Source organism: Kribbella sp. CA-245084 (genome assembly GCF_050942355.1).
GTDB lineage: Bacteria > Actinomycetota > Actinomycetes > Propionibacteriales > Kribbellaceae > Kribbella.
The window spans coordinates 7,153,911-7,178,534 of record NZ_CP192053.1; the positions used below are offsets into that span (position 1 = coordinate 7,153,911).

Annotated in this window: 21 protein-coding genes; 11 read left to right on the forward strand and 10 right to left on the reverse strand. The window is 69.0% G+C overall.

The window, feature by feature from the left end; genetic code table 11:
- Window positions 1–40 precede the first annotated feature (40 nt).
- The 3 genes from ACQPYH_RS33920 to ACQPYH_RS33930 all read left to right on the forward strand — a co-directional run bounded on the left by ACQPYH_RS33920 (window position 41) and on the right by ACQPYH_RS33930 (window position 2,803).
- Window positions 41–493 carry a MarR family winged helix-turn-helix transcriptional regulator gene (locus ACQPYH_RS33920; protein WP_432879839.1) on the forward strand — a complete coding sequence of 151 codons (453 nt, stop codon included), beginning with the start codon at window positions 41–43 and terminating at the stop codon, window positions 491–493.
- Window positions 494–497: 4 nt separating this feature from the next.
- Window positions 498–977, forward strand: a complete 480-nt coding sequence (locus ACQPYH_RS33925) for a universal stress protein (RefSeq protein WP_432879841.1) — start codon at window positions 498–500, stop codon at window positions 975–977.
- A 77-nt stretch (window positions 978–1,054) separates the two neighbouring features.
- Window positions 1,055–2,803, forward strand: coding sequence for an MFS transporter (locus ACQPYH_RS33930; RefSeq protein ID WP_432879844.1), 1,749 nt, complete (start codon window positions 1,055–1,057; stop codon window positions 2,801–2,803).
- 99 nt (window positions 2,804–2,902) lie between these two features.
- Here the strand turns inward: ACQPYH_RS33930 and ACQPYH_RS33935 are convergent, their stop codons facing one another.
- Window positions 2,903–3,736, reverse strand: a complete 834-nt coding sequence (locus ACQPYH_RS33935) for a hypothetical protein (protein WP_432879846.1) — start codon at window positions 3,734–3,736, stop codon at window positions 2,903–2,905.
- A 266-nt stretch (window positions 3,737–4,002) separates the two neighbouring features.
- Between ACQPYH_RS33935 and ACQPYH_RS33940 the strand changes: the two genes are divergently transcribed.
- The 3 genes from ACQPYH_RS33940 (at window position 4,003) to ACQPYH_RS33950 (ending at window position 8,695) form a co-directional block, all read left to right on the forward strand.
- A complete protein-coding gene (locus ACQPYH_RS33940) occupies window positions 4,003–6,288 on the forward strand; it encodes a sigma-70 family RNA polymerase sigma factor (RefSeq protein ID WP_432879848.1) in 2,286 nt (761 codons plus the stop codon).
- Between the two features lie 258 nt (window positions 6,289–6,546).
- Entirely contained in the window at window positions 6,547–7,830 is a 1,284-nt protein-coding gene (aspS, locus tag ACQPYH_RS33945) for an aspartate--tRNA(Asn) ligase (protein ID WP_432879850.1), read from the forward strand.
- Window positions 7,831–7,837: 7 nt separating this feature from the next.
- Window positions 7,838–8,695 carry a phosphotransferase family protein gene (locus ACQPYH_RS33950; protein WP_432894558.1) on the forward strand — a complete coding sequence of 286 codons (858 nt, stop codon included), beginning with the start codon at window positions 7,838–7,840 and terminating at the stop codon, window positions 8,693–8,695.
- Here ACQPYH_RS33950 and ACQPYH_RS33955 read toward each other — a convergent pair.
- The 4 genes from ACQPYH_RS33955 to ACQPYH_RS33970 all read right to left on the reverse strand — a co-directional run bounded on the left by ACQPYH_RS33955 (window position 8,692) and on the right by ACQPYH_RS33970 (window position 12,523).
- On the reverse strand, window positions 8,692–9,774 hold the full coding sequence (locus tag ACQPYH_RS33955; protein WP_432879852.1) for a hypothetical protein: 1,083 nt from the start codon (window positions 9,772–9,774) through the stop codon (window positions 8,692–8,694). The two genes, ACQPYH_RS33950 and ACQPYH_RS33955, sit on opposite strands and share 4 nt — an antisense overlap.
- Window positions 9,774–10,838 carry a hypothetical protein gene (locus ACQPYH_RS33960; RefSeq protein ID WP_432879854.1) on the reverse strand — a complete coding sequence of 355 codons (1,065 nt, stop codon included), beginning with the start codon at window positions 10,836–10,838 and terminating at the stop codon, window positions 9,774–9,776. The genes ACQPYH_RS33955 and ACQPYH_RS33960 overlap by 1 nt, the downstream gene beginning before the upstream one ends.
- The gene (locus ACQPYH_RS33965; RefSeq protein ID WP_432879856.1) at window positions 10,835–11,959 is read right to left on the reverse strand and encodes a COG1470 family protein; all 1,125 of its coding nucleotides are present in this window, start codon (window positions 11,957–11,959) and stop codon (window positions 10,835–10,837) included. The genes ACQPYH_RS33960 and ACQPYH_RS33965 overlap by 4 nt, the downstream gene beginning before the upstream one ends.
- Before the next feature lie 99 nt (window positions 11,960–12,058).
- The gene (locus tag ACQPYH_RS33970; RefSeq protein ID WP_432879858.1) at window positions 12,059–12,523 is read right to left on the reverse strand and encodes a hypothetical protein; all 465 of its coding nucleotides are present in this window, start codon (window positions 12,521–12,523) and stop codon (window positions 12,059–12,061) included.
- Between the two features lie 125 nt (window positions 12,524–12,648).
- Here ACQPYH_RS33970 and ACQPYH_RS33975 point away from each other — a divergent pair, with 125 nt between their 5' ends.
- The 3 genes from ACQPYH_RS33975 (at window position 12,649) to ACQPYH_RS33985 (ending at window position 17,345) form a co-directional block, all read left to right on the forward strand.
- Window positions 12,649–13,872, forward strand: a complete 1,224-nt coding sequence (locus ACQPYH_RS33975) for an ArgE/DapE family deacylase (protein WP_432879860.1) — start codon at window positions 12,649–12,651, stop codon at window positions 13,870–13,872.
- A 6-nt stretch (window positions 13,873–13,878) separates the two neighbouring features.
- Window positions 13,879–16,440 (forward strand): ATP-binding protein, encoded by a 2,562-nt coding sequence (locus tag ACQPYH_RS33980; RefSeq protein ID WP_432879862.1) that lies wholly within the window; start codon window positions 13,879–13,881, stop codon window positions 16,438–16,440.
- 125 nt (window positions 16,441–16,565) lie between these two features.
- Entirely contained in the window at window positions 16,566–17,345 is a 780-nt protein-coding gene (locus tag ACQPYH_RS33985; RefSeq protein WP_432879865.1) for an alpha/beta fold hydrolase, read from the forward strand.
- A 48-nt stretch (window positions 17,346–17,393) separates the two neighbouring features.
- Here ACQPYH_RS33985 and ACQPYH_RS33990 read toward each other — a convergent pair whose 3' ends face one another.
- The 5 genes from ACQPYH_RS33990 to ACQPYH_RS34010 form a co-directional block, all read right to left on the reverse strand.
- Window positions 17,394–18,617 (reverse strand): serine hydrolase domain-containing protein, encoded by a 1,224-nt coding sequence (locus ACQPYH_RS33990; protein WP_432879868.1) that lies wholly within the window; start codon window positions 18,615–18,617, stop codon window positions 17,394–17,396.
- Window positions 18,618–18,650: 33 nt separating this feature from the next.
- Window positions 18,651–19,319 carry a DUF4097 family beta strand repeat-containing protein gene (locus ACQPYH_RS33995; protein ID WP_432879871.1) on the reverse strand — a complete coding sequence of 223 codons (669 nt, stop codon included), beginning with the start codon at window positions 19,317–19,319 and terminating at the stop codon, window positions 18,651–18,653.
- Between the two features lie 103 nt (window positions 19,320–19,422).
- A complete protein-coding gene (locus ACQPYH_RS34000; RefSeq protein ID WP_432879874.1) occupies window positions 19,423–19,887 on the reverse strand; it encodes a hypothetical protein in 465 nt (154 codons plus the stop codon).
- A gap of 128 nt (window positions 19,888–20,015) precedes the next feature.
- The gene (locus tag ACQPYH_RS34005) at window positions 20,016–22,298 is read right to left on the reverse strand and encodes an ATP-binding protein (RefSeq protein WP_432879876.1); all 2,283 of its coding nucleotides are present in this window, start codon (window positions 22,296–22,298) and stop codon (window positions 20,016–20,018) included.
- A 28-nt stretch (window positions 22,299–22,326) separates the two neighbouring features.
- Complete coding sequence (locus tag ACQPYH_RS34010; RefSeq protein ID WP_432879879.1) at window positions 22,327–23,169, reverse strand: aminoglycoside phosphotransferase family protein; 843 nt, start codon at window positions 23,167–23,169, stop codon at window positions 22,327–22,329.
- A gap of 70 nt (window positions 23,170–23,239) precedes the next feature.
- Between ACQPYH_RS34010 and ACQPYH_RS34015 the strand changes: the two genes are divergently transcribed.
- Window positions 23,240–23,971, forward strand: a complete 732-nt coding sequence (locus ACQPYH_RS34015; RefSeq protein ID WP_432879881.1) for a DsbA family oxidoreductase — start codon at window positions 23,240–23,242, stop codon at window positions 23,969–23,971.
- Window positions 23,972–24,029: 58 nt separating this feature from the next.
- A complete protein-coding gene (locus tag ACQPYH_RS34020) occupies window positions 24,030–24,608 on the forward strand; it encodes a DoxX family protein (RefSeq protein ID WP_432879884.1) in 579 nt (192 codons plus the stop codon).
- The last annotated feature ends 16 nt before the right edge of the window (window positions 24,609–24,624 follow it).

Genomic DNA, 24,624 nt, shown 5'->3' on the forward strand with positions numbered 1-24,624 from the left:
TTCATCACCAGATCTATATAGACGCGCCTATACTTATCGTATGACCACAGGCAACGACGCCGTGGGCGAGGTCCTGTTCGGGCTCGCCGCCGTGGCGATCAGGCGCCGGGACCGCACCCTGAGCCTGACCGCCATCTCCGTGCTGTCGACGCTGGAGCGCACCGGCCCGCGCCGGCTGACCGACCTGGCCGTCAGCGAGGAGGTCACGCAGCCGTCGATGACGGCGCTCGTGACCCAGCTGACGGACCTCGGCCTGGCCGAGCGCCGGCGCTACCCCGGAGACGCCCGCGTGGTCCTGGTCGCCGTCACCGATGCCGGGAGCCGACAGCTTCGGGCGATGCGCGCAGCCGGCGCGTCGGCGCTGACCGAGCTGATCGGCAAGCTCGACGACGAGGACAACGAGTCGCTCACCGCGGCCCTGCCCGCACTCCTCCGCCTGATGGAGCTCGCCGGCGAAAGTCAGGACAGTCGTACCCCGTTGCCGAAGAGGTGACCAGATGAACTACGACGCCGAAGAACGGCGCATCCAGCTCCGCCAGGAAAAGACCCCCGGAACGCTGGCCATCGTGGTCGGGATCGACGGGTCCGCCACGAGTTGGGACGCGTTCGCCTGGGCCGCGGGCGAGGCCGTCCGTACTCACGGCCACCTCGTCGCGGTCTACGTGATGCCGTACGCCGAACCCACCGCCATCCTCGCTGCGCCGTACGCGTACGGAGCGGCCGCGAGCAGCAGGCAGGAGCTCGCCGACGAGATCAAGGCCGACGCGGTCCGCCGGGCCGGGGAGGCCGGCGTACCGATCAGCTTCGTCAGCGAGTACGGCGACGCGATCGGCACCCTGACCGAGATCGCCCGCACCGTCGACGCCCACCTCATCGTGGTCGGCCGGTCGGCGAAGCGATGGCACCGCCTGACCGGATCGCTCGGCCACCGGCTCACCTGCCGCAAGGACGCACCGGTCGTCGTGGTCGTGCCCTGACGGGGCCGGAGGGCCACCTCCGGTAGCGAGGTACCGTTAGTTTTGCTAACGAAATCTATCCCGTGGGGAAGTGCCTTGTGAGTGCAGGCAACAGGCCGGCGTCCCGGTTCGCGGTCGAGAAGGATCACCCCCATTACAAGTGGGTGGCGCTGTCCAACACGACGCTCGGGGTGCTGATGGCAACCATCAACTCCTCGATCGTGATCATCTCGCTGCCGGACATCTTCCGGGGCATCAAGCTCGATCCGCTCCGTCCCGGCAACGTCAGTTATCTGCTCTGGATGCTGATGGGCTTCCTGGTCGTCACGGCGGTACTGGTCGTGACGCTGGGCAGACTCGGCGACATCTACGGCCGGGTGAAGATCTACAACCTCGGCTTCGCGGTGTTCACGATCGGGTCGATCGCGTTGGTGTTCGATCCGTTGACCCAGAGCAGCGGCGCGCTCTGGCTGATCCTGTGGCGCATCGTCCAGGGCGTCGGCGCCGCGATGCTGTTCGCCAACTCGACGGCGATCCTGACCGACGCTTTCCCGGTCGAGCGCCGGGGCTTCGCGCTGGGCATCAACCAGGTCGCCGCGATCGGCGGCTCGTTCATCGGGCTGATCGTCGGCGGCGTGCTGGCGCCGGTCGACTGGCGCCTCGTGTTCTTCGTGTCGGTCCCGTTCGGCCTGCTCGGCACGGTCTGGTCGTACCGCAGCCTGCGCGAGACCAGCACCCGATCGGCGGCGAAGATCGACTGGTGGGGCAACGCGCTGTTCGCGGTCAGCGTGACGGCGATCCTGGTGGCGATCACCTACGGCATCCAGCCGTACGGCGGACACAACATGGGCTGGACGAGTCCGTGGGTGTTGAGCGGGCTGATCGGCGGCGTCGCTCTGCTGGTCGCGTTCTGCCTGGTCGAGGCGCAGACGGTCGATCCGATGTTCGACATGTCGCTGTTCCGGATCAAGGCGTTCTCCGCGGGCAACCTGGCCGGCCTGCTGGCGTCTGTCAGCCGCGGCGGCCTGCAGTTCATCCTGATCATCTGGTTGCAGGGCATCTGGCTGCCTCTGCACGGCTACAGCTTCTCGAGTACGCCGCTGTGGGCCGGCATCTATCTCCTGCCGCTGACGACGGCGTTCCTCGTCGCGGGACCGCTGTCGGGCTACTTCTCCGACCGGCTCGGCGCCCGCGCTCTGTCGACCGGCGGGTTGTTGCTCGTGGCCCTCAGTTTCCTCGGCTTCATGCTGCTGCCCACCGACTTCAGCTACTGGGCCTTCGCCGGCCTGCTGGTGCTGAACGGCGTCGGCTCGGGACTGTTCTCCGCGCCGAACACCAGCGCGATCATGAGCAGCGTTCCCGCCAACCGGCGGGGTTCCGCGTCGGGCATGATCGGCACGTTCCTCAACTCGGGCACGTCGCTGTCGATCGGCGTCTTCTTCACGCTGATGATCATCGGCCTGGCGCAGACCCTGCCCCGCACGCTGACCGAGGGCCTGCGGTCCCACGGCGTCTCCCAGGCCGCAGCAGTAGCCATCGGCAACCAACCCCCGGTCGGCAGCCTGTTCGCCGCCTTCCTCGGCTACAACCCGATCGGCACGGCGCTCAGCGGATTGCCCCCGTCAGCCGTCAAGGGCGCAGATGTAGGCACGCTGACCAGCAAGGCGTACTTCCCCCAACTGATCTCCGACCCCTTCCACCACGGCCTGGTCATCGTCTTCTCCATCGCCATCGCCATGTCGCTGATAGCAGCCTGCGCCTCACTGTTCCGCGGCCCCCGCTACATCCACACCGATCCCGAGCCGACAGTCCTGCCGACGACAGCCGGCGCCGCAGTACCCGAGTGAGCGCGGATGAGCGACGGTGGATCGCCCACCCCGTGTTAGGCGATCCACCGTCGGACTGATGCGCCCGGCCGCCCCCCTGTTGGCGCCCGGACGCAGGTCTCAGGGTCTGGCGAGCTCGTCGAGCAACCTCCCGGCCATCTCGTCGCTGCCGGGCAGACCTTCGATCCAGATCCGGGCGAGCTGGGGTACGTCGGTGTCCAGCCGCCACTGCGTGATCAGGGCTCGTACCGTCGCGACCTGCTCCGGCAGGTTCGGCTCGCGGCCGACGAGCGCCGCCGCGCGGCGTGAGCCGACGCGACCCAGTACGTCACCGCCGCAGAAGACGATCCGCAGGCATTCCGCGACGTCGACGAGGCGGAGCTCGCGGTCGAACGGCGACGTACCCGCGGGATTGAGCGGTTCGACAACCACCAGTGCATGGGTCTGCGGTACGGAAGTTCCACGGAACTCCGCCTCTCGATAGAGCTCTCCCAGGCGGGACCGCAGGTGCGCCAGGCTGGACAGCCCGGTCAGCGGGTCCTCGCAGGACAGCGAGTGCAGGTACACCAGCGAGGCCTCGGCCCAGCTGGAACTGAGTGCGCGTACCGCTTCGAAAGCCGGCTCGCCCCCGGCGATCGAGCGGTACAACGCACTCAGCCCATCAAGTGCCTCCACCAGCGAGACTCCGTCGGTCGCCAACTGACGACCGACCTCGTCCGATGCAGGCACGACGTCGGCTCCGTCCGCGAGCGCCTCCGCGATTGCGAGGTAGGCGCTGTGGTCGATGCCGTCTGTGCCGTGCGGCTCCCTCCGTCCGCACGGTTCCACCCCCGTGAAGTCCCCCGTGTCTTTTGACGACGCCTCCGGCCGGGTCCGGGCGGGCGACCCCGCCAGGTTCAGGGACTTGGCCGGACGCAGGTCGAACCGTCTGCGGAGATCCGCGAACAGCGACATGGCCCTCCTCGAAACAGCCCCGTCAGTCTCCCGACCGGTCGGCCGGAAGCGTCGTACGCCGAAGAGACAGGCGGTGACGCGGTTCATGACGCGGATTCGCAGAAGTTTTTTCGCGTAACTTCTGCACTGGCGTCGTCGTCAGAGAAGGAGCACAGTTCCGCGTCAGGGATAGTGCGCGAATCCGTCTCTGTGGGAGCCTTGTCTCCGGCAACTAAGTAACGGACCGTCACGTTGTCGCACAGACAGTCAGACCCACGGGGAGATCGATGGACACGCCGCCAGGCCAGCCGGATGTAGCCGGCGACGCCGAACTAATCGCGCGCGTCCGCAACGGCGACCTGGAGGCGTACGGCGAGCTCTACGCGCGGCACCACCACGCGGCCGAGCGGATGGCCCGCCAGCTCGTCCCGGCCAACGACGCCGACGACCTGGCCAGCGACGCGTTCGCCAAGGTCCTGGACGCGCTCCGGGCCGGCGGCGGACCGGACATCTCTTTCCGCGCCTACCTCCTGACGACGGTACGGCGGGTGCACGTCGACCGGATCCGCTCCGGTAAGAAGGTGCAGTCCACCGACGACATCGCGTCGTACGAGCGCGAGCCGGAGACGTTCGACGACCCGACCGTCACCGGCTTCGAGAGCGGTGCGGCGGCGAAGGCGTTCGCCAGCCTGCCCGAGCGCTGGCAGGCCGTGCTCTGGCACACCGAGGTCGAGGGTGAGAAGCCGGCCGCGATCGCTCCCCTGCTCGGCCTGACCGCGAACGGCGTGTCCGCGCTGGCCTACCGGGCCCGTGAGGGTCTACGCCAGGCGTACCTGCAGCAGCACCTCGCCGACGTTGCCGGCGATCGTTGCCGCTGGACGACCGAGCGCCTCGGCGCCTACGTCCGCGGCGGCCTGACCAAGCGCGAGAACCGGAACGTCCGCGAGCACCTGGACGACTGCGCGAAGTGCACTGCGGTGTACCTCGAGCTCGTCGAGGTCAACAGCGCTCTGCCGGCGCTGCTCGCCCCGGCCCTGCTGGGCACCGCGGGCCTCGGCTACCTGGCCGCCGCATCTGGCGCGAAGGTCGGACTGGTCGGTTTCTTCGTCACCGGCTGGAAGAAGGCCACCGAGAACAGCACCCGCACCGCAGTCGGTGCGGGCGCTGTGGTGGTCGTCGCGATCGCCGCCGTACTCGCGGCAATGGCGCTCACCGGCAACGACAAGCCCCAAGCGGCGATCGAGAAGCCACCGACACAGCAGCCGACGCAACCGCCCGGACAGAAGCCGACGGTCCCGCCGGTCGTGCCGCCATCGGTGAAACCCCCGGCGACCCAGCCGCCGGCGTCCAACCCGACGACGGCTCCGACAACTGTGCCGACCACTGCTCCGACGACGGTCCCAACGCAGCCCAGCGCGACCCCCACGCCGACGGCGACCACACCGATCCCGACGACGCCGACTCCGACACCCACGACGCCGACGCCGACCACTCCGGTGCTCGACGAGGCCCTGGTGACGATCAGCATGCCGGGCGGCGGCGGTAGCCCGTCCAACCGGGAGACCGCGGCGGCCGCTGCCAGCGGGATCCGGTTCGTGATCACGATCAAGACCCCGGCCGCGAACGCCAACCCGGTCGTCATCGGACTCAAGTACGGCGCCGAGCTCGACTGGCCGCTCACCGGCAACCCGCCGGGCTGGAGCTGCAACGCGACGGCCGGCACCTGTACGGCGAGCAACCCGGCCGCACCGTCACCGCTACCGGTGACCTTCGCCGGACCGACCGGAGGCACGGCCGCGGACCGGACGTTCACCGTCTCGGCCAAGACCGGCCGGCTGTACGACGACGACTCGGCGACCGTGCAGGCCCAGCCGAGCACCGACGAGAACCTGCTGAAGATCCTCGACGGCAAGGCGGACCCGGACGTCCACCACCGGATCATCACCGTTGCCCCGCGCACCGACCGCACCAAGGTCACGCTGAAGCTCAGCTACGGCTCGGAGCTGGAGTGGCCGATCGCCGCGAACCCGGCCGGCTGGAAGTGCTCGTCGTCGACCAAGACGTGTACGGCGCTGAACCCGGACCGTCCCGCATCGCTGCCGGCGAACTTCGACGTACCGGACGACTCGTCGAACGCGGCGCGGACGTTCACCGTGGCCGCGACGGCCGACCTGGTCAGCGACACCGACTCCGAGGTGCTGCCAGAGGTCCGGCAGGACGAGTCGCTGCTGCAGATCCTGACGCCGACGCCGCAGACCGACCCGAACCCGTTCGTCTACAACCGGTTCCTGCAGGTCAACGGCGCCACCGGGCGGAAGGTGACCCTGGACATCTCGTGGGGCCGCAACCTGGTGTTCCTGCCGTCGTGGGCCAACGGCTGGACCTGTGACCGGACCAGCGACATCCGGCGCGCGACCTGCTGGACGAACAACTACAAGAAGCCGCTCAACTCCGAGTGGAACGCGTGGCTGCCCGGCACCGGCTCGAACAACGCGCTCACCGTCCACGCCCGGCTCGGCGGCCGCGAGGACACCGACAGCGTCCAGATCCCTCCGACGACCTCCCGGCGATGAAATCGATTTGCCGGGTCCCCTATCCTGGATTTGTTCGCGCTGACGGAACCGAGTAGCGCCGTACACCACGTTCGAGAGAGTCGCCGGTAGCTGTGAAGGCGACACGTGGAGCGGTGGCGAAGACACTCCCGAGCGAATGCTGTGCAAGAGGCCAGGCCACTGCGACATCACAGGGTCTGGTGAAGGTGTGGTGGCACCGCGAGATTCCCCTTCGCCCACACCTCCGGGGTTCGAGACAGACCTGGAGGTGAAACAGCAATGCGCATTCTCAGTCATGAGATCCCCTCAGCAGTAGGCCAATCCGTCACGGTGGCCGGCTGGGTGCACCGAAGACGACGGCTCGCCGCCGTCAGTTTCCTGATCCTGCGCGACCGGTCCGGCCTGGCCCAGATCGTCGTCAAGGGTTCTCAGGAGCAGCTGGACGAGCTGAGCGAGGAGACTGTCGTTCAGGTGACCGGTACGGTCGCCGCCAACCCGCAGGCTCCCGGCGGCGCGGAGATCGTCGACCCGGTGATCGAGCCGTTGACCGAACCGGCCGCGACACCGCCGATCGAGCTCTGGCGGCCCACGGTCGGCGCGGGGCTTCCCGTCGTACTGGACAACGCACCGGTCGCTCTCCGGCATCCGGTCGTCCGGGCCGGGTGGGAGATCGCCGCGGCCGCTCTGCACGGGTTCCGCGAGGCGTTGAGCGGTCAGGACTTCACGGAGATCCAGACGCCGAAGATCGTCGGTACGGCGACCGAGTCCGGCGCGAACGTGTTCGCGTTGGACTACTTCGGCGGACCGGCGTACCTCGCGCAGTCGCCGCAGTTCTACAAGCAGCAGATGGTCGGGGTGTTCGAGCGGGTCTTCGAGGTCGGCCCGGTGTTCCGGGCCGAGCCGCATGACACGGTCCGGCACCTGGCGGAATACGTGTCGCTGGACGCGGAGTTCGGCTTCATCACCGACCATCGCGACGTTCTCGCCGTACTGCGGTCCACCGTCGCCGGAATGCTTGCCGCAGTGGGCGAGCGGGCCGGTGGTGCGTTGGAGCGGCTCGGAGTGGAGTTGCCGGAGATCCCGGTCGACGTACCGGTCGTGCACTTCAGCGAGGCGCTGAAGATTGCCAGCGCGGACCCGGACGAGTCGGACCTGGCGCCGGCCGACGAGCGCGCGATCGGCGAGTGGGCGCGGCGCGAGCACGGCAGCGAATTCGTCGCGGTCGAGGGCTACCCGATGGTGAAGCGGCCGTTCTACACGCATCCGCAGCCGTCGGACCCGCGCTGGTCGAACTCGTTCGACCTGCTGTTCCGCGGGGTCGAGCTGGTCACGGGCGGCCAGCGTCTGCACCGGTACTCCGAGTACGTCGCGGCTCTCGAGGCCCGCGGCGAGTCCGCGGAGGCGCCGGCGTACAGCTCGTATCTGCAGGCGTTCAAGCACGGGATGCCTCCGCACGGCGGGTTCGCGATCGGGCTGGAGCGGTTCGTCGCGCGGCTGACCGGCGCGGAGAACGTCCGTGCGGTCACGCTGTTCCCCCGCGACCTGCATCGCTTGACACCGTGATGTCGTGATGGACACCACCGAGTCGGTTGTCGCCGAGATAAATGTTGCCCTAGGCACCGATTGTCAGCTCGTGCGGCAACTGACCGGTGGTTTCCAGTCGGGCGCGTTCGAGCTGACCGGCGGCGTCGTGCTCAAGTGGACCGACGACCCCGGATGGGCAGCACGGGTACGGCGGGCGGCGGAGCTCGTCCGTCGCGCCCGTGCGGTCGGCTATCCGACGCCTGCCTGGTTGACCGTGGGCACGACGGCCGCGGGGTCGCCGTACCAGCTGCAGGAGTTCGTGTCCGGTACGCCGGTACGCGACTACTCGGTCGTCGACGAGGCCCTTGCCCGCGAGCTGATCGCCGTGTGCGAGTTGCAGCGCGATCTGGTGCCCGAGCCCGGGATCAGCTGGTCGGCCTGGTCCCGCGGCGTGGTTCTGGAGGGCTGGGACGGCGTGTGGGAACGCGTCAGCAAGTACGGCGGCGAGACCGACGAGCTGCTCCGCCGCTATGAGCTGCTGTGCCGGCCGTACCGCGACGAGGCCCTGCCGGACAACGACTTCGTGCACGGCGATCTGAACCTCGGCAACCTGATCGTCGAGGACGGACGAATCACCGGGATCATCGACATCGAGGCCGCCGGCGCGGGCTCCCGCGCGTACGACCTGATCTCGCTCGCGACGTCGGCGGCGCGGGATGGCGCTGCACCCGGCGTGGACGAGCTGTTCGTGGAGGCGGCGCTGCAGGCCGCTGGACGGGCGACGGTCGCGTTGTGCGCCGGGGCGGCGTACGTGAGCATCGCCGAGTTCGTCCATGACCGGGTCGGATCGGCCGAGTTGATCGAGCACGGCGCCCGACGGGTGCTGGAGTTGCTCGAGGGCTAGTTGGCGACCGTGACCGGCGTGCTGCTGCTCGGCTGGCTCACGTTCGTCACGTTGTCGGTGCTGACGGCAACGACTCGGTAGGCGCCGTTGGCCGGTTGCGACGTCCAGCTGACCTGGTAGTTGGTGCCCGCGCTGGTCGACGATCCGATCGTGGTCCAGTTCGCGCTCGTGCACGTCCCGGAGTATCCGGCGCAGAAGAAGTACGCCACCGACTTCACCCCGGAGCCGGAACCGTCGGACGTGGTGTCGGTGAGCGTCGCGCCGCTGCTGACCGCGACCGTGACGTTGAACGTCGCGGACGGTCCGGTCGAGGTGAGACCTGACGCGGATGCTGTGAGACTCAGACCGAGTACGGCGGTGTTGATCGTCACGCCGCTGAACGTCGCTCGTCCACTGCTGTCGGTGTTCGCGGAGGCACCGGCGTTGATCGCTCCGCCAGACGGCGTCAGCGTGATCGTCGTACCGGAGCCGCTGACGGGGTTGCCGGACTGGTCCTGGACCTGGACGGTGATCGCCGGCGACACCGCAGTACCTGCGAATCCGTTGGACGGCCCCTGGACGAAGGCGAGCTTGCTTGCCGCGCCTGCTGTCAGGGTGACCGCAGCGCCCGACGGCACCACGTTGGTGTCGCTGGACGTGGACACTGTGAAGGTGTTCGCCGCATAGGTGCCGACTGGCGCGTTGGTGATCCCGGCGAGCGTGAGGGCTCCGGTGGTGTTCTTCTGAAGCGCACAGCCGGAGCCGGCGAGGGTGACTGTGACGACGTCCGTGGTGCCCGCGGTGGCAGCCGTCGCCGTACAGCCGGTGAACCCGGTGCCGAGTGTCACCGCCGGGTTGGACGGCTCGGCAAAGTTGGTGTTGAAGGTGACGACGATCGTGTTGCCGCCCGCCAGCGCGCCGTTGCCGCCGCTTGTCTTGAACCCGATCGTCCAATCGGCCGTCGCTCCACCCACGAAGGACGAGCCGTTGAAGGTGACGTTGTTGACTCCGGTGGCTGCAAAGGCCGCCGGACCGGTGACGATACCGACTCCAACGAGCAGCGCGAGGAGTCCGGCCAGCCAGATGCGTTTGAGGCTCATCAGGAGTGTCCGTTCACTGTCGGGCGGCTGACGGTCGGAGGGGTCGTGTCCACGGTGAGGGCCGTCGCCGCACTCGGTGCGCTGACGTTGCCGGCAGCATCAGTTGCCACGGCGACGACCCGATAGGCGCCGTCGGTGGCGAACGGCGCGCTCTTCGTCAGCGAGAAGCCTGCAGAGCTGGACGATCCGAGGGCAGTCCAGTTCGCCGCTGTGCAGCTGCCGGTGGCGCCGGTGCAGCGGTAGTAGGCGACCGAGGCGACCCCGGAGAAGTCGTCGGTGGCCGCGTCGGTCAGCGTCACCGCCGTGTTGCCGACAAACGTCCCGAAGCTGAGAGCTGCTGCGACCGCGGGTGCTGGAGCAGTCGGTGTAGTCGCGTCGTAGGTCACCGTGTTGTCCGTGCTCGTCGACGCCGTGTTGCCGGCACCGCCCGAATCGTGCACGGTGTCCGCCGCGATCGACACACTGACCGTACTGCTGCTGGTGAACCCACTGACAGCGACGTTGTACGTCGTACCGCTGCCGGTGACCACGATCGTCGCGGTGGCCGGTACGACGGTGACGTCCGCGCTGGTGAAGTCACCCACAGCCTCACTGAAGACCGCGGTGAAGTTGACCGGTGCCGTAGTGGCTGGATCGGGCTGCGCTGCGGCCTGGTTGACCGTGACGGTCGGCCGGGCGTTGTGCACGATCACGTCCGCACTGGTCGCGCTGGCGGTCCAGCTGCCGGAGAGCGCGGTCACGACGTACTGGTAGGTGCCGTCGGGGACGATGGGGTCGGTGCAGGACGTGGCAGTCGTCGTACTGCATGCCTGCACGGTCGCACTGTCGCTGGTGCGCACCCGGGTCACGGTGTAGCTGGTGGCCCGTGGCGAGGCTGTCCAGCTCACACTGACGGTTTCACTGCCTGACGCTGCCGAGGCTGTCACTGGCGCCGGTTGGGCCAGCGTGCCTGTCGATGCGGAGCCCGAGCCAGTGCCGGCTCCGGTCCAGAATCCCCAGGCGAGCTGACCGCCGGTCATCACGAGGACGACGAGGCCGATGACCAGGAGCAGGCGGCGGGTCATGATCCGCTCCCGGCGCCCGAGTACGAGAGCTTGAGGTTTGCGCCCTTGCAACCGTCCTGGTTCGACGCGGTGTTGAGCATGGCCACCTGTGGCCAGGCCGGCTGTGGGACCTGGAGCCCGGAGAGTGCGGCGCTCGTGTTGCCGGGCACGGTCAGCGGATACGTTCCGGCGTACTGCGTGAGCCTGTAGTCGGCCGGGCCGCACGGGAGGTTGTGCGCCACGGCGTACTGCGTCCGCGTGACGGAGGCCAGCGCGACAGTCAGGTTCGTCACGGAGATGGGTTTCTTGTTCGGGTTGGTCAGCGTCAGATCGAGTGGTCGGGATACTCCGGGCGCCAGCTGACCGGACAGGTTGCCGCTGATCGCGAAGTCCTTGCCGTTGCGCTGCAGGACGAGCGTCACGGTGACGTGCGCGAATCGCAGCACCCCGGTCGGGTCCGTGCCGATCGCGGTCAGGTAGAGCGGGTAGGTGCCGTCAGGAGCAGTTGCGGGAGTGGTGATCTGCAGGGCCGACGTGTTCCCCGTGACCGGATTGGGCGTGTAGGTAGCCCTCGCAGCGAGCGGCAGGCCACCGATGGCGGCCAGCAGGACAGGTCCCGGCAGGTTCGTCCGGGACAGTTGTACGGCGAACACCGCGGTTGCCCCGGGCTCTTGCGTGATCGACGCCGGGGTCGCGCTCATCGCCAGCGAACCGGAGCTCGGAGCGTTCACGACCAGGCCGGCTGTGATGGTCGCACTGACCTTCGTGCCGAGACCTTGAACGGTGATCGTGGCCGATCGGGTTGGCGTGGCGGACGAGGTCCTCGCTGTCAGCGTCGTGGTCGCGGTCCGGCCCGAGCTGAGTGAGACCGACGACGGGTCGAAGGACGCCGTCGCGCCACCCGGTACGCCGGTGGCGCCGAACGAGACCGGGCCGCTGAAGCCTCCGGTCGACGTCACGCTGAGGGTGTACGTCGCAGTCTGGCCGCGGGTCACCGACTGGCTGGTCGGTGTGATGCCCAAGGTGATGCCGGGCTTGGCCGGCTGGGCCGCGTACGACAGGCCGGCCATGGCAAGCAGGAGACACAGTCCGGCGACCAGGAACCTGATCACCCGGAACGGGCCGCTGCGCATGCCTTGCATCTACTGCTCACTCCCCCCGGAGCTCGTGCGGTCCCGGCCTGGACGGGGCGCTGGGTCGAGGAGGCGCCCCGCCCAGGCCTGGGAAACCGCGGCGGCGAACTAGTTGCTGGCGTACGACAGGTTGACCGTCGCGCCCTTGCAGCCGTCCTGGTTGGAGGCCTTGTTGTTGAACTTGATCGTCGCGCCGGTGAAGTTCGCCGAGCCGCCGGCCGCGACGTCAGCGGTGACGGACATCGTCGGGCTCGCCAGGGTGTAGTCCGTGGCGTCACAGGTGCCGCCGGCGCCCGGCGCCTGGGTCACACCGGCGATGCTCACCGTGACGGAGTTGACGTACGCGCTGTTGCCCGCGTTGTTCGTGACGGTGCCGCTGATGGTCTGCGCGCTGTCGCCCGGGTACATGTTCGCGATCGTGCTGGTCTGCGCGATCGCGAGGTTGCTGGCGCCGGCGGACGTGGTCGCGGAGCCGCTGCCGGACCCGGTCGTGCTCCAGTAGGCGAACGCCGAACCAGCGCCGATCACGAGGGTGGCTGCTGCGGCGATGATGATCTTCTTCTTGCGGTGCATTGCGGTTTCCCTTTCCCCCCGGCCCGGGTCGGGCCGTCTCCCGAGGAATGCTGTCAGCACCGGCGCGGACGTTCTGTCAGCCGAACGGTCAGTCTTTGTCGGCCGAACGGTGGTATTCCTGTGGCGTGACTTACGAGACCGAGCAGGCCGTGCTGGCGGCGATCGACGACGAGCGGATCGTCGCGGAGCTGCGCGAGCTGGTGCAGATTCCGAGCATTGACGGGACTGCGGCCGAGGGCGTCGTACAGGCGTGGTGTGCCGATCGGCTGGGCGCACTTGGGGCGTCGGTTGATCACTGGCGGCTGGATCTGGAGGGGTTGACGTCTGACCCGGAGTTTCCGGGGATGGAGGTCGAGCGGGACGAGGCGTGGGGTTGTGTCGGCGTACTGGGTGGGGACGGGACGCCGGGGTTGATCTTCAACGGGCACGTGGATGTGGTGCCGGGCGATGCCTTCGACGCCTCCATCGAGGACGGGGTGATGTGGGGGCGCGGGACGTGCGACATGAAGGGCGGTGTCGCGGCGATCCTCGGCGCGACGGCGGCGATTGTTGCCTCCGGCATCCAGTTGCGCAAGCCGCTGGCCGTGCACACGGTGATCGGCGAGGAGGACGGCGGGCTCGGTGCGTTCGCGACGCTGCGGCGCGGTCATCGGGGCGAGGCGTGCCTGATCGCGGAGCCGACCGCCGGAGCCGTGATCCCCGCCAATGCGGGCTCGCTGACGTTTCGGCTGGAGGTACCGGGGCTGGCCACGCACGGCTCGACGCGCAGTCGCGGGGTGAGCGCGATCGAGAAGTTCACCGTGATCCAGACCGCGCTGCAGAAGCTGGAGGCCGCGCGCAATTCCGATCCGCATCCACTGCTCGCCCACCTCGATCTCGCGAACCCGCTGTCCGTCGGCACCATCTCCGCCGGCGATTGGGCGAGCACCGTTCCCGACCGGCTGATCGCCGAGGGCAGGTACGGCGTACGCCTCGGCGAACCGCTGGATGAAGCGCGCAAGGCGTTCGAGGACGCGGTCGCCGGCATCGAGGACGACTGGCTGCGCGATCACCCGGTGAAGGTGAGCTGGCCGGGCGGTGCGTTCGCGTCGGGGGTCCTGCCGGACGGTGACCCGCTGCTCACCGATACCGTGCAGATTGTGATCGACACGGGTAAGCCGGCTCCCGAAGTCCGGGGCGCGCCCTACGGCTCGGATCTCCGGCTGTACGCCGCAGCGGGCATCCCGACGCTGCAGTACGGGCCCGGCGATGTTCGGTACGCCCACGCCGCGGACGAGCACGTGGCGCTGGACGACGTACTGCACGCTGCCCGCACCTACGCCCTCCTCGCTGTCCGTCGCTGCGGCTGATCCACGGTGGCGCCGCTGCGGGGACGGTCTCAGGAGCTCGGGCAGCTCCTCGACGCGCTGCGCTCGGCCGGCAACGGTCGCGCTTCGCTGGCCGTCGTCAGCGGTGAACCCGGGATCGGTAAGTCGGCGCTGCTGGCGGCCACGGTCGAGCAGGCCGAGCGGCAGGGCTTCTTGGTGGCCAGTGCGGCCGCGCACCAGAACGACAACATCAGCCCGCTCGCGTCGCTCGCACCTGCTCTGCGCGCCGGACCGGAGCCGCTGATCGGCACCGATGACTTCCTCGAACTGGCCTCACTCAACACCCAGCCGCTCTGGCTCGCCGAACGCCTCGCAGACCTCATTGGTCGCCGACTGGCCGGCAGCCGCACGCTGATCGTGCTGGACGACGCCCAGTGGTCAGACCCGCTGACTGCCTTCGTACTGCGGGTTGCGATCGCCCGCCTGTCGGCCGCCAAGCTGCTCTGGCTGCTCGGCAGCCGTCCGGGCACCATGCCCGACCAGCTGATCGACGCGGTCAGCGACCAGGTTCCGGTCCACCACCTCCCCCTTCAGCCCCTTACCGCTGACGCGATCCAGGACCTCGCTGCGGACCGGCTCAATCACGCGGTCGACCCAGCTCTCGCCGCCCAGCTCGCGGGTGTGCAGGGCATCCCGTTCCTAGCCGAACAACTGGTCGCCGGTCTGTACCTCAGCGATGCCAACGTCTCTGGTCCGCTTCCCACCGGTCTGGTCGAGGGCGTACGCCGTCGGACCAGCGGCCTGTCCGAGCTGAGCCGTGACCTCGTGCGGACCGCGGCAGTCTTCGGTAGCGAGTTCAACCTCGAGGACGTCGCCGTACTGATGGCCGCCCCTGTGGCCCGGCTTGCAGCACCTCTGGAAGAGGCGATCCAGGCCGGTCTGGTGACGGACGCCGGTTCGGTACTGCGGTTCCGCCATGAGCTGCTGCGGTCGGCCGCGCTGGCCGACGTACCGCCATCTGCTCAGCGGGCCTTGCATGGTGCGATTGCCAACCAGCTGATGTCTGCGGGACGCGGTGCGGCTGCTGCGGCACCGCACGTGCTCGCGGTCGCGCAGGCCGGTGACGTGGCTGCGGTGGAAACACTCCGCGAGGCGGCGCGCGATCTCCTGGCGACGATGGCGACCACAGCCGCGGAGATCATCCACGATGCGTTCGACCTGACGCGTGTGGACGATCCGCTGCGTGCTGAGGTCGGTGTGGAGGTGGTGAGCGTCCTGCTCGCCGCACGGCAGTACGACCGCGCCAAGGCGTTCGCCGACGACCTCCTCAGCGGTACGGCGCTCTACCTCGGGCCGATTACCCCTGAGCTGCAGGCGACGGTCCGGCTGCACCTCGCGCCGTACCAGTGGGCCGGCCGACGTCTCGACGTACAGGAGCTCGCCGGCGCTGACCCGCGGCTGGCTGCCTACCGCGCGCTCGCTGGAGCAGACGTTCCGGGGCCATCAGACGACCCGGTGGCGCAGGCGGTTCTGCAGGTGGCTGCGGCGGAGCGGGCGCGTGCTGAGGGCAGCTACGCCGACGCCCGCGACCTGTACGTCGCGGCACGGCAAGCGGAGACCGGTCTGGGGAGCTTGCCCGACACTCTGGTCGAGGTCGGTGAGCTGTACTGCCGGGCCGAGGCTGACGAGCTGCCGGCTGCCCTGGAGCGAGTGCGCGAGCTGATGACCGCAGGTGAGTCCTGGTGGGCGCCGCAGCTCGCAGTGCTGCGCGCGCGACTCGAGTACGCCGCCGGCAACCTGCAGGAGGCGGAGAGCGCCGCCAACTCCGGTCTGCGCTGGATGGATCAGTTGCACGACCGGACACTGGCTCCGGCAGCGGACCAGGTACTCGCCCTCATCGCACTGGCTCGCGGTCACCTGACCCAGGCCAGGAAGCTGGCCGGGAGCGATCCGACCATCACCACCTTGCTGGCGATCGCGGACGGCGATGCGAACGCCGTCCGCCGCCTGGCTGTCACCCGGCAGGACTTCCCCGACCGGATCACGCTGTTGCTGCAGGCCGATGCCGCAGACGAATTGGCACGGCTCAGTCCGTCCGCAGCAAGCCGCGGCGCACTCGCGGTCGTGGCTGCGGGCAACGATGTCACTCAATTGCTGGAGGCTGTTGAAGTGGTACGTACTGCGAACCGACCCCTGCTGCTCGCCCTGGCCGAAGAACGCCTGGGCCGAGCAGCTTTGGCGGCCGGTGATCGCCAGACGGGTGTCCCGGCGCTGGAGCGGGCATTGGACAGGCTGACTGCTCTGGGCGCGACCGCACCGGCCGGGCGGATCCAGGCGGTGCTGCAGGCAGCCGGAGTACGGCGACGACGATGGGCCGCCGTACCGCCGAGAGCGCAGGAGGGGTGGGAGGCGCTCACTCCGATGGAGCGCCGGGTCGCACTGCTGGTGGCCGAGGGGCACACCAACCGGTCTGCGGCCGAGGAGCTGGTTCTGTCGGCCAGCACGGTCGGGACGCACCTGCGGGCCGTGTTCGGCAAGCTGGGGGTCAATTCGCGGGTCCAGCTGGCCCGTCTGGTGCTGGAGCGGTTCGCCCCTCCCCCAAACGCATGAGAATCGGGTGCACCGGCGGCGCTGAGCCCGTGATCCGGCGCTGACAGGTTCACCTGTTCGCTCGATCCGGCAGGTAGGCGTTCAGCGGTTTCCTTCAACCAAGCAACCACGAAGGGAACCTCGAAATGAAACTCCGTCACCTGATCGCCGTCGCCGCCGCGGCCGTCGTCACGCTTACCGGCGTGACGACCGCGAGCGCTCAGACCGAGCACAAGCCGAAGCCGACCATCGTTCTGCTGCACGGCGCGTTCGCCGATGCCGCGAGCTGGTCCGAGGTGGCCGGCCGGCTCCAGCGCGACGGCTACACCGTCGTCGCGCCCGCCGTACCGCTGCGTGGGGTCGCCTCGGACACGGCGTACCTGCAGGGTGTCCTGAACACGATCCCCGGTCCGAAGGTGCTCGTCGGGCACTCGTACGGCGGTGCGCTGGTCAGCGAGCTGGCCGGGACTAGTGGGGTGAAGTCGCTGGTGTACGTCGCCGCGTTCATCCCACAGGCCGGCGAGACGATCGGGGCGCTGAACGCGCAGTACCCGGGCAGTGAGCTCGGTCCCGACACGACGAGCACGATCGCCTACCCGGGCGGTGTGGACCTGGTGGTGAAGCCGGAATCCTTCCACCAGGTGTTCTCGGCCGACCTGCCTGCGCGACAGGCCGCAGTACTCGGTGCTTCGCAGCGGCCGATCAACGCGGCGGCGTTCGACGAGAAGATCGCGTCGACGGCGCCCGCCGGGCTCCCGAAGTACGCCGTGATCCCGACCGGCGACCACGCCATCGCACCGGCCGCTGAGCGCTTCATGGCGCAGCGCGCGCACGCCACGATCGTGGAGGTGCCGGGGGCCTCACATCTGGTCGCCCTGTCCCACTCGAGCACGGTCACCCGCGTCATCGAGCAGGCAGCCCGCTGAAACAGCCGTCGGCCGGACCGCTTACCTCAGCGGTCCGGCCGGCTCTGCTCAGATTGCCTGGTAGAGCGTGGTCCAGAAGTCGTTCATGAGGTGGACCGACGACGGCACGGTCATACCGACCTGCGTGAGCAGGACTCCGACGATCCCGTTGACCGGGTCGGCGTACGTCGACGTACCGGCGCCACCGTCCCAGCCGAACTGACCGATCGGCGCGTAGTCGCCCCGGTAGGTGCGGACTGCCATCCCGAAGCCCCAGCCGCCCTGCTGTCCCTGGCCGAACGAGATGTGCACGTTGTCCCGGGCCAGAGCCTCGCGTGACGCCAGCACGTCCGGTGTGAGGCTGTTGCTGGTCATCAGCTCGACTGCAGGCTTGGACAGGATCTGCTCGCCGTTGTGGACGCCGTGGTTGAGCAGCATCCGGAAGTACGCGTTGTAGTCGTCGGCGGTGGAGTTCAGCCCGCCGCCACCGCCCTGGAACGCCGGCGGAGCGCTGTGCCGGCCGCCCTCCGCCTCGTCCCACACCTGGAACTCGCCGGTCGCCGGGTCCGGCGCGTACAGCGGAGGCAGGCGGTCGATCTGGTCGCCCGGCACCCAGAAGCCGGTGTCCTTCATGCCGAGCGGCCCGAAGATCCGCTCGCGCAGGAACTCGTCGTACGACTGCCCGGTGACCCTGGAGACGAGGACGCCGATCAGGTCGCTGCTGATCTGGTACTGCCAGCGCTCGCCCGGCTGGTACATCAGCGGAAGCGTGCTGAGCCGGCGCATCCACTCGTCCTGCTCGGGCATCGGCACCGGCCCGTTGGGCGTGATGCCCTGCTCGAACAGGGCGGCCATGATCGGCGTACCGATCATCGTCATGTCCATGCCCAGCCCGAACGTCGAGGTGAGCACGTCCCGGACCGTGATCGGCCGCTTCGCCGGCACGGTGTCGTCCACCGCGCTGTCGATCCGCTTCAGCACCTGCCGGTTCGCGAGCTCGGGCAGCCACTGCTCGACCAGGTCGTCGAGCCGGATCCTGCACTCGTCGAGCAGCACCATGGCCGCCGAGATCGAGACCGGCTTGGACGTCGACGCCATCCGGAAGATCGTGTCGCGCTGCATCGGGGCGCCGCCGTCGTGGCGCATGGTCCCGAGCGTCTCGACGTGCGGCTCACCGTCGCCCCGGCTGACCAGGGCGACGACGCCGGGGATCTTCCCGGAGTCGACATGCCGGGCGAGTACGTCGTGCAGCCGGCGTAGACCCGCTTCGGTGAAGCCGTTGGAGGTGGACATCGTGGCGTACTCCTTCGATCGAGAGGTGGAAGCTCAGAGGCTGCGGGCGACGATGTCGCCGACAGTGGTGGTCGCGTGGATGGTGAGCTGGGCACCGGCGCCTTCGGCGTTCTTGAGCGCGTTGTCGATCCGGCCGGTGGTGGTGCCGGCGTTGAGCGAGCCCGAGACACCGGCAGCGGCGCCGACCTCGATCTCGCCGACGTCGGTGCGCAGTTCGAGCGCGCCGCCGGCGGCCTCGGCGATCCGGATGTCGCCCTTGCTGGTGCGGATCTCCGCGGAGCCGTTCAGGCGGCCGATCGAGACGTCACCGGCGGTCAAGTTGAGCTTGGCACTCGCGACGTCCTCGAGGTCGATCGAGCCGTGCGAGCTGTTGATCGCCACGTCGCCGAGGCGCCCGGTGGACCGGAGCTCGGAGCTGGCGACCTTGACCTCGACCTGGGAGCCGGCCGGCAGCTGCACGCTGACCGCAACGGATCCGGACGGACCGAAGTACTGGTTCTTCACGGCGACCGAAACCCGCAGGACGCCGGCGTCGTACTCGACCTTGGTCGCCTCGGCCGCCTTGACGTCACGGTTCTTGGAGGGGTCGGCCGGGACGACCTCGACGACGGTCTCGGCCTGGTCGCCGGCGACGAACCGGATCGGGCCCGCGGGGATGTCGAGGACTGCGGAGATCGGCTCGGGGGTGTTGAAAGTAGACATTGTCGTACCTTTCGAATGAGCTGCGTTTGTTTGACTGGGACAAGCTTCGAAGATCGTCCTGACACCGGTCCGTCGCCGTGCTGACACGGCCGGGGAGCCGCTGTCAGCACCCGAGGCGGTCGGTGATCACACCCAACACTTGGGCCAGGTCACGGGCCATCCGGGCACGTAGACCGAGCTCGGCGATCCCGCGTGCGAAGCCGGGGTGCTCGGGCAGGACTCGGTGGACGCGGTGGATCACCTCGGTGCCTTTTGCACTGGCGCTGACGGTATGGACTCCGGCGTACCAGCTCTGTACTGCGAGCTTGCTGCGGTCCACCTGGATGTCGATCGGCTCCAGCTGTCCCGCGAGCTCGGCCCGATATGCGCCGGCAGCACCGACGACGGTCATGGCGCCCTGCCGGGCCGCCGAGGCCCTGGCCAGCACCAGCAGGTTGTCGCCGCCGACCCGCCCCTCGCCGACTGCGAGCAGCAACTCGGCGACCGCTGCGACAGGCGCAGGCACCCTGCCTTGCACCTCCCACAGCGTGGGCAGCGCATCCAGTTCGGCGAGCAACGTCGTGTTCATGGCCGAGAGCCTGGCTGAGACGCACGGTCCAGGACTAGCCGTATTCGTCCCGCCGGGACGCGGACTCTGCGGCTGACCTGCGGTTTTGCCAGCTCGAACGACTGTCCCGGGACGGGACGGGACAGACGTCAAGAGGCGCGGGACAGTCCCGAACGCGCCTCCGGGACCAGATAGCCGAGCCCCTGAGCAGTGGCGAGGTCCAGCGCCTCCTGGAAGTAGCGCGCCGCCGTCTCCCGATCGCCGGTGGCCAGGCAGGCCTCGGCGTACGGGAGGTGGACGCGGGCCATCCGGTCCGGCTCTCCGGCCAGTTCGAGGATTACGACAGCTTCCGCGTGCCTGGTGGCTGCCTCCTCCGGCCGGCCGAGGTGGAGCAGTGCGACGGCGACGTCAGTGAGGCTGACTGCCTCGAAGAACGTATGCCGGGTCGCCTGATTGACGGCCACGGCCTGTTCTGCGAAGTCGAGCGCCACCTGCGCATCGTTCTGGCCCAGTGCGGCCCGGCCTAATACGTCCAGACACATGCGCGCGGTCTGGCGGTCCGTCTCGCGCGTCGTCTCGAGTAGTTCCGCTGCGATCTCGCGTGCCGCCTCGTACTTGCCCAGACGCACCAACGCGTTGCTGAGGCTGCTGCGCAGTCGGGCGCGTACGGCGGTCGCGTGCGGCGGCACGAGGGCGACCGCGCGCTCCAGGAGCTCGACAGCACCTGCGGCATCGGCCAGGTGCTCCCGCACCTCCCCCAGCTGGAACAGCGTCATGGCCTCGCCGACGGCATCACCTTCCGCGGCCATCAGCACCTGGCAGGTCGCCAACTCCGAGATTGATTCGTCCAGCCGGCCCATGCGGAACAGAAGACTTCCTAGCAGGTAGTGGTGCGAGGCGAGCAGGTGGCGGTCACCGAGCCGTTCTGCGGCGGGCAGGCTGATCTCGAGACCGTCGCGCAGCTGCAGGGAACCACCGCGGCGCCCATGAGCCATCGTTGCGTGCTGTGCGAGTCCTACGGCTGCAGCGTCGATGCGCAGCTGCACAGTGAGCCCGAACGTCGCGACGAGGTTGCCCCACTCGGTGTCCATCCAGGTGATGGCCTTGTCGTGGTCGGACAAGTCCGGGAGGGCGGATGGCGGCTGTGACACGGTGATCGGGATCGGGATGAGGATCTGGATCAGCGTCTTCACTGCCAGCATCGCGCTCAAGTAGTAGTCGGCCAGCCGGGTGATCGCCGGCGCAGGATCAGCAGTCGGGTCGTCCGCTCGAGCAGCCTGTCGCAGCAGGTCATGCATCCGGTAGCGGCCGGCCGCCGGCTCCTGGACCAGATGGACGTCGACCAGGTCTTCCAGCAGCGAGCGCGCGTTGGCCAGGGGGATGCCGGCCAGTGCGGCTGCGGCGTACGCGTCGATGTCTTCACCGGGGACCAGACCGAGCAGTCGGAACATGCGGCGCTGGGCCGGGTCCAGCTGCCGCAGTGACATCTCGAAGACGTCCGACACCGCTAGGTCGCCCTCGCGCAGCCGCTCCACCAGAGTGTCGAGCGTCCACGCGGGCCGGTGCCGAAGTCGCGCGGCGGCGACCCGGATGGCGAGCGGCAGGTTGCCGCAACGACGCAGTACTTCGTTGACGTCGCCAGGCCGCGCCCCGCCTGCGGACTCGACGAACAGCTGAGCGGCGTCCTCGCTGGGCAAGACGTCGAGCGAGATGGGGTGTACGCCGTCCAGGTGCACCATGCGGCGCCGGCTGGTGATGACGACGAAGATCTGACCGGCACCGGGCAGCAGGTCGCGTACCTGGTCGGCGTCTGCGGCGTTGTCCAGCAGCACGATCGCGCGCCGAGTCGCCAGCTCCGACCGCCACAGCGCTGCCCGCTCTGCCAGGCCTTCAGGAATCCGGCCGGGTGGAAGCCCGAGCGCGGACAGCAGCACCCTCAGCGCCTCAGCGGGCTCCACGCGTTCTCTTCCTGGAGTGAACCCGTGCAGGTCCAGGTAGAGCTGCCCGTCGGGGAACTCCGCGGTCAGCAAGTGCGCAGCGTGTACTGCGAGCGCCGACTTACCCACTCCGCCCATTCCGTCGATCGCCACGACCGACGTGGTCCGCGCGGCATCGAGCAGTGCGTCCAGCTCAGCTCTGCGTCCGGTGAAGGCGGTGACGTCGTGCGGAAGGTCATTGCGTACTGGCGCAGCAGCAGAGGGCGCCGGCTGCGGTCCGTCCTTGGCACGCTCCCACAGCTCGCGCAGTGGTCGCGGATCGCGGCCTGCGGCTTTACAGAGCGCCACGACGGTCGGCCAGGTCGGTACAGCCTGACCGGAGAAGTACCGCGAGAGCGAGGAACTGCTGGCGTCGATGTCGCGGGCGAGCTCGCGCAGGCTCCGTCCGGTCAGGTCCCGCAGCTGTGACAGCTGCCCCGCCAACTCATCGCGCACCCTCAGCCCTTCGCCGGAATTCCCCGTATTACAGCAGGCGTTCGAGCGCCGCGTGCCCAGCCGGTCCCCAGTGTGCCTTGCCGCCAGGCAGGCCCCGCTCACCACTGATGCCCATGGCAATCAGGAACAGCGCCCGGGTCACCGCCCAGCCGCGGGCTCGACGTACCGTCGCCTCGTCCGCACCGTAGCGCTCGAAGAAGCGGTCGGCGGCGCCGTCCGGGAGCAGGATCCAGGCGGCCGCGAGGTCGCTTGCCGGATCGCCGGAGCCAATCTCCTCGAAGTCCACCACCCCGGCCAAGGTGCCATCGGCAACGACCACGTTCGCCGGGTGCAGGTCACCGTGCATCCACACCGGTGGCCCGTCCCAAGCCGGTGCCGCCACCGCGTCCTCGTGCAGCGCCCGGAGCTCGTCGAGGCGAGCGACGTACTCGTGGATGTCTGGGAAGCCCAGTCCCAGTGGCACGTCTGATCTGTCGCTGACCGGTGCGTCCGCCGGCGCCTCGGTGTGCAGTGCCAGCAGGAAGTCGGCCAGTACGTCGGCCGCGGCCGGGTCCGTGATCGGTGCATGCTCCGCTGGTACTCCGTGGACCCAGGTGGTGATCAGCCACGGGTTGGGGAAGCGGTCCGACGGTTCACACAGGCGGACCGGGGTGGGGACGGATAGCGGAAGGCGCGTGGCGAGGTCAGGCATCCAGCGGTGCTCCTTGCGGAGCTGCTCGGGCGATCCGTGGTCGCGGGGCATCCGGACGGCCCGGTCCTCACCGAGGCGCCACATCTGGTTGCCCCAGCCGCCGACGACCTCCTTCAGCTCCAGGTCGGCCAGGTCCGGGTGCTGCTCTTTCAAAAGGGTCCGCACGAGTTCGTCGTCCATAGGGCGTCAGACGCGTCACACCAGTGCCTGGTTGGGAATAGGTCCGGAGAGTGGTCAGTTGCCGACAGTTATGCGTATTGATGTGTGGTCCGACGTCGTCTGCCCGTGGTGCTACATCGGGAAGCGTCGGCTCGAGGAGGCTCTCGCCTCCAGCGGCGAGACCGCGACGGTCGTCTGGCACAGCTTCCAGCTCGACCCCTCGTCGACGAACGACGACCCGCGGGACCTGGCCACCCGGCTGGGCGAGAAGTACGGCCGCGGTCGCGACTGGGCCCTGCAGGCCAACGCCCACGTCACTGGGATCGCAGCCGAGGTCGGCCTGGAGTACCACCTCGACCAGGCGAAGCCTGCTAACACCGTCGACGCGCACCGGCTGCTGCACCTCGCTCGCGACCTCGAAGAGGCCGGTGAGGTTCCCGCGGAGACGCAGGGCCGCCTCAAGGAGCGCCTGCTCAAGGCGTACTTCACCGACGGCCGCCCGGTCGGTGACCACGCCACGCTGGCCGAGCTGGCCACCGAGGTCGGTCTGCCCACGGAGCAGGTGCGTGAGGTCCTGGCGAGTACGACGTACACCGACGACGTCGCCGCGGACCAGGCGCAGGCCTTGGCGTACGGCGCGAACGGCGTACCGTTCTTCGTCATCGACGAGAAGTACGGCGTGAGCGGTGCGCAGCCCGTGGAGGTCTTCGAGGAAGCACTGCGCCGGGCGAGCGCGGACCGGAAGCCGGTGACCCTGATTACTGCCCCGGGCGCGACGACCGACGGTGACGCCGCGTGCGGTCCGGACGGGTGCCCGATCTGAGCATCCGCATCAGCGGTGGGTACCGGAAGTCATACAAACCGTGGTGTATGAAGGAGGCATGACTGTCGTGCGCGCACTGGCCAGGCCGTTGCTGTCCGTCATTTTCGTCGCGCAAGGCGCGAACGCGATCCGCAACCCCGAGCCGCTGGTACCGAAGGCGCAGCCCGTCACCGACCGGCTGGTGCCGATGGTGAAGCGGGTCGCGCCGCTGCAGGTCAGCGACCGGCTCCCTGACACGACCGCCAACCTGGTCCGGCTGAACGGCGCGGTCCACGTGCTCGGCGGTCTCGCCCTGGCGACCGGCAAGGGCCGTCGCCTCGGAGCATCCCTGCTGGCGGTTTCGCTGGTGCCGACGACGCTCGCCGGCCACCCGTTCTGGCTGGAGAAGGACAAGACCGTCCGCAACCAGCAGCGCATCCAGTTCATGAAGAACCTGGGCATCATGGGCGGTCTGCTCCTCGCCGCGGTCGACACCGAGGGCAAGCCAGGCGTCGCCTGGCGCGCCACCCACGGCGCGAAGGCAGCAAAGCGCGAGACCAAGCGCGGCACCAAGGCCGCCAAGCGCGAGGCCAAGCACCTGGCCCGTGAGGCGAAGCAGGCCGCCAAGCTGGCGAAGGCGGAGCTCCCGTTCGGCTGAGACGGGCGGAAGGTCG

Excerpts from the sequence above, each read along its gene's own strand:
- ACQPYH_RS33955 (WP_432879852.1), bottom strand. The coding sequence starts at position 9,774 with ATGAGCCTCAAACGCATCTGGCTGGCCGGACTCCTCGCGCTGCTCGTT.
- ACQPYH_RS33970 (WP_432879858.1), bottom strand. The coding sequence starts at position 12,523 with ATGCACCGCAAGAAGAAGATCATCATCGCCGCAGCAGCCACCCTCGTG.
- ACQPYH_RS33960 (WP_432879854.1), bottom strand. The coding sequence starts at position 10,838 with ATGACCCGCCGCCTGCTCCTGGTCATCGGCCTCGTCGTCCTCGTGATG.
- ACQPYH_RS33925 (WP_432879841.1), top strand. The coding sequence starts at position 498 with ATGAACTACGACGCCGAAGAACGGCGCATCCAGCTCCGCCAGGAAAAG.
- ACQPYH_RS33940 (WP_432879848.1), top strand. The coding sequence starts at position 4,003 with ATGGACACGCCGCCAGGCCAGCCGGATGTAGCCGGCGACGCCGAACTA.
- ACQPYH_RS33950 (WP_432894558.1), top strand. The coding sequence starts at position 7,838 with ATGGACACCACCGAGTCGGTTGTCGCCGAGATAAATGTTGCCCTAGGC.
- ACQPYH_RS34000 (WP_432879874.1), bottom strand. The coding sequence starts at position 19,887 with ATGAACACGACGTTGCTCGCCGAACTGGATGCGCTGCCCACGCTGTGG.
- ACQPYH_RS33965 (WP_432879856.1), bottom strand. The coding sequence starts at position 11,959 with ATGCAAGGCATGCGCAGCGGCCCGTTCCGGGTGATCAGGTTCCTGGTC.
- ACQPYH_RS33990 (WP_432879868.1), bottom strand. The coding sequence starts at position 18,617 with ATGTCCACCTCCAACGGCTTCACCGAAGCGGGTCTACGCCGGCTGCAC.
- ACQPYH_RS34010 (WP_432879879.1), bottom strand. The coding sequence starts at position 23,169 with ATGGACGACGAACTCGTGCGGACCCTTTTGAAAGAGCAGCACCCGGAC.
- ACQPYH_RS33985 (WP_432879865.1), top strand. The coding sequence starts at position 16,566 with ATGAAACTCCGTCACCTGATCGCCGTCGCCGCCGCGGCCGTCGTCACG.
- ACQPYH_RS33935 (WP_432879846.1), bottom strand. The coding sequence starts at position 3,736 with ATGTCGCTGTTCGCGGATCTCCGCAGACGGTTCGACCTGCGTCCGGCC.
- ACQPYH_RS34020 (WP_432879884.1), top strand. The coding sequence starts at position 24,030 with ATGACTGTCGTGCGCGCACTGGCCAGGCCGTTGCTGTCCGTCATTTTC.
- aspS (WP_432879850.1), top strand. The coding sequence starts at position 6,547 with ATGCGCATTCTCAGTCATGAGATCCCCTCAGCAGTAGGCCAATCCGTC.
- ACQPYH_RS34015 (WP_432879881.1), top strand. The coding sequence starts at position 23,240 with ATGCGTATTGATGTGTGGTCCGACGTCGTCTGCCCGTGGTGCTACATC.
- ACQPYH_RS33995 (WP_432879871.1), bottom strand. The coding sequence starts at position 19,319 with ATGTCTACTTTCAACACCCCCGAGCCGATCTCCGCAGTCCTCGACATC.
- ACQPYH_RS33920 (WP_432879839.1), top strand. The coding sequence starts at position 41 with ATGACCACAGGCAACGACGCCGTGGGCGAGGTCCTGTTCGGGCTCGCC.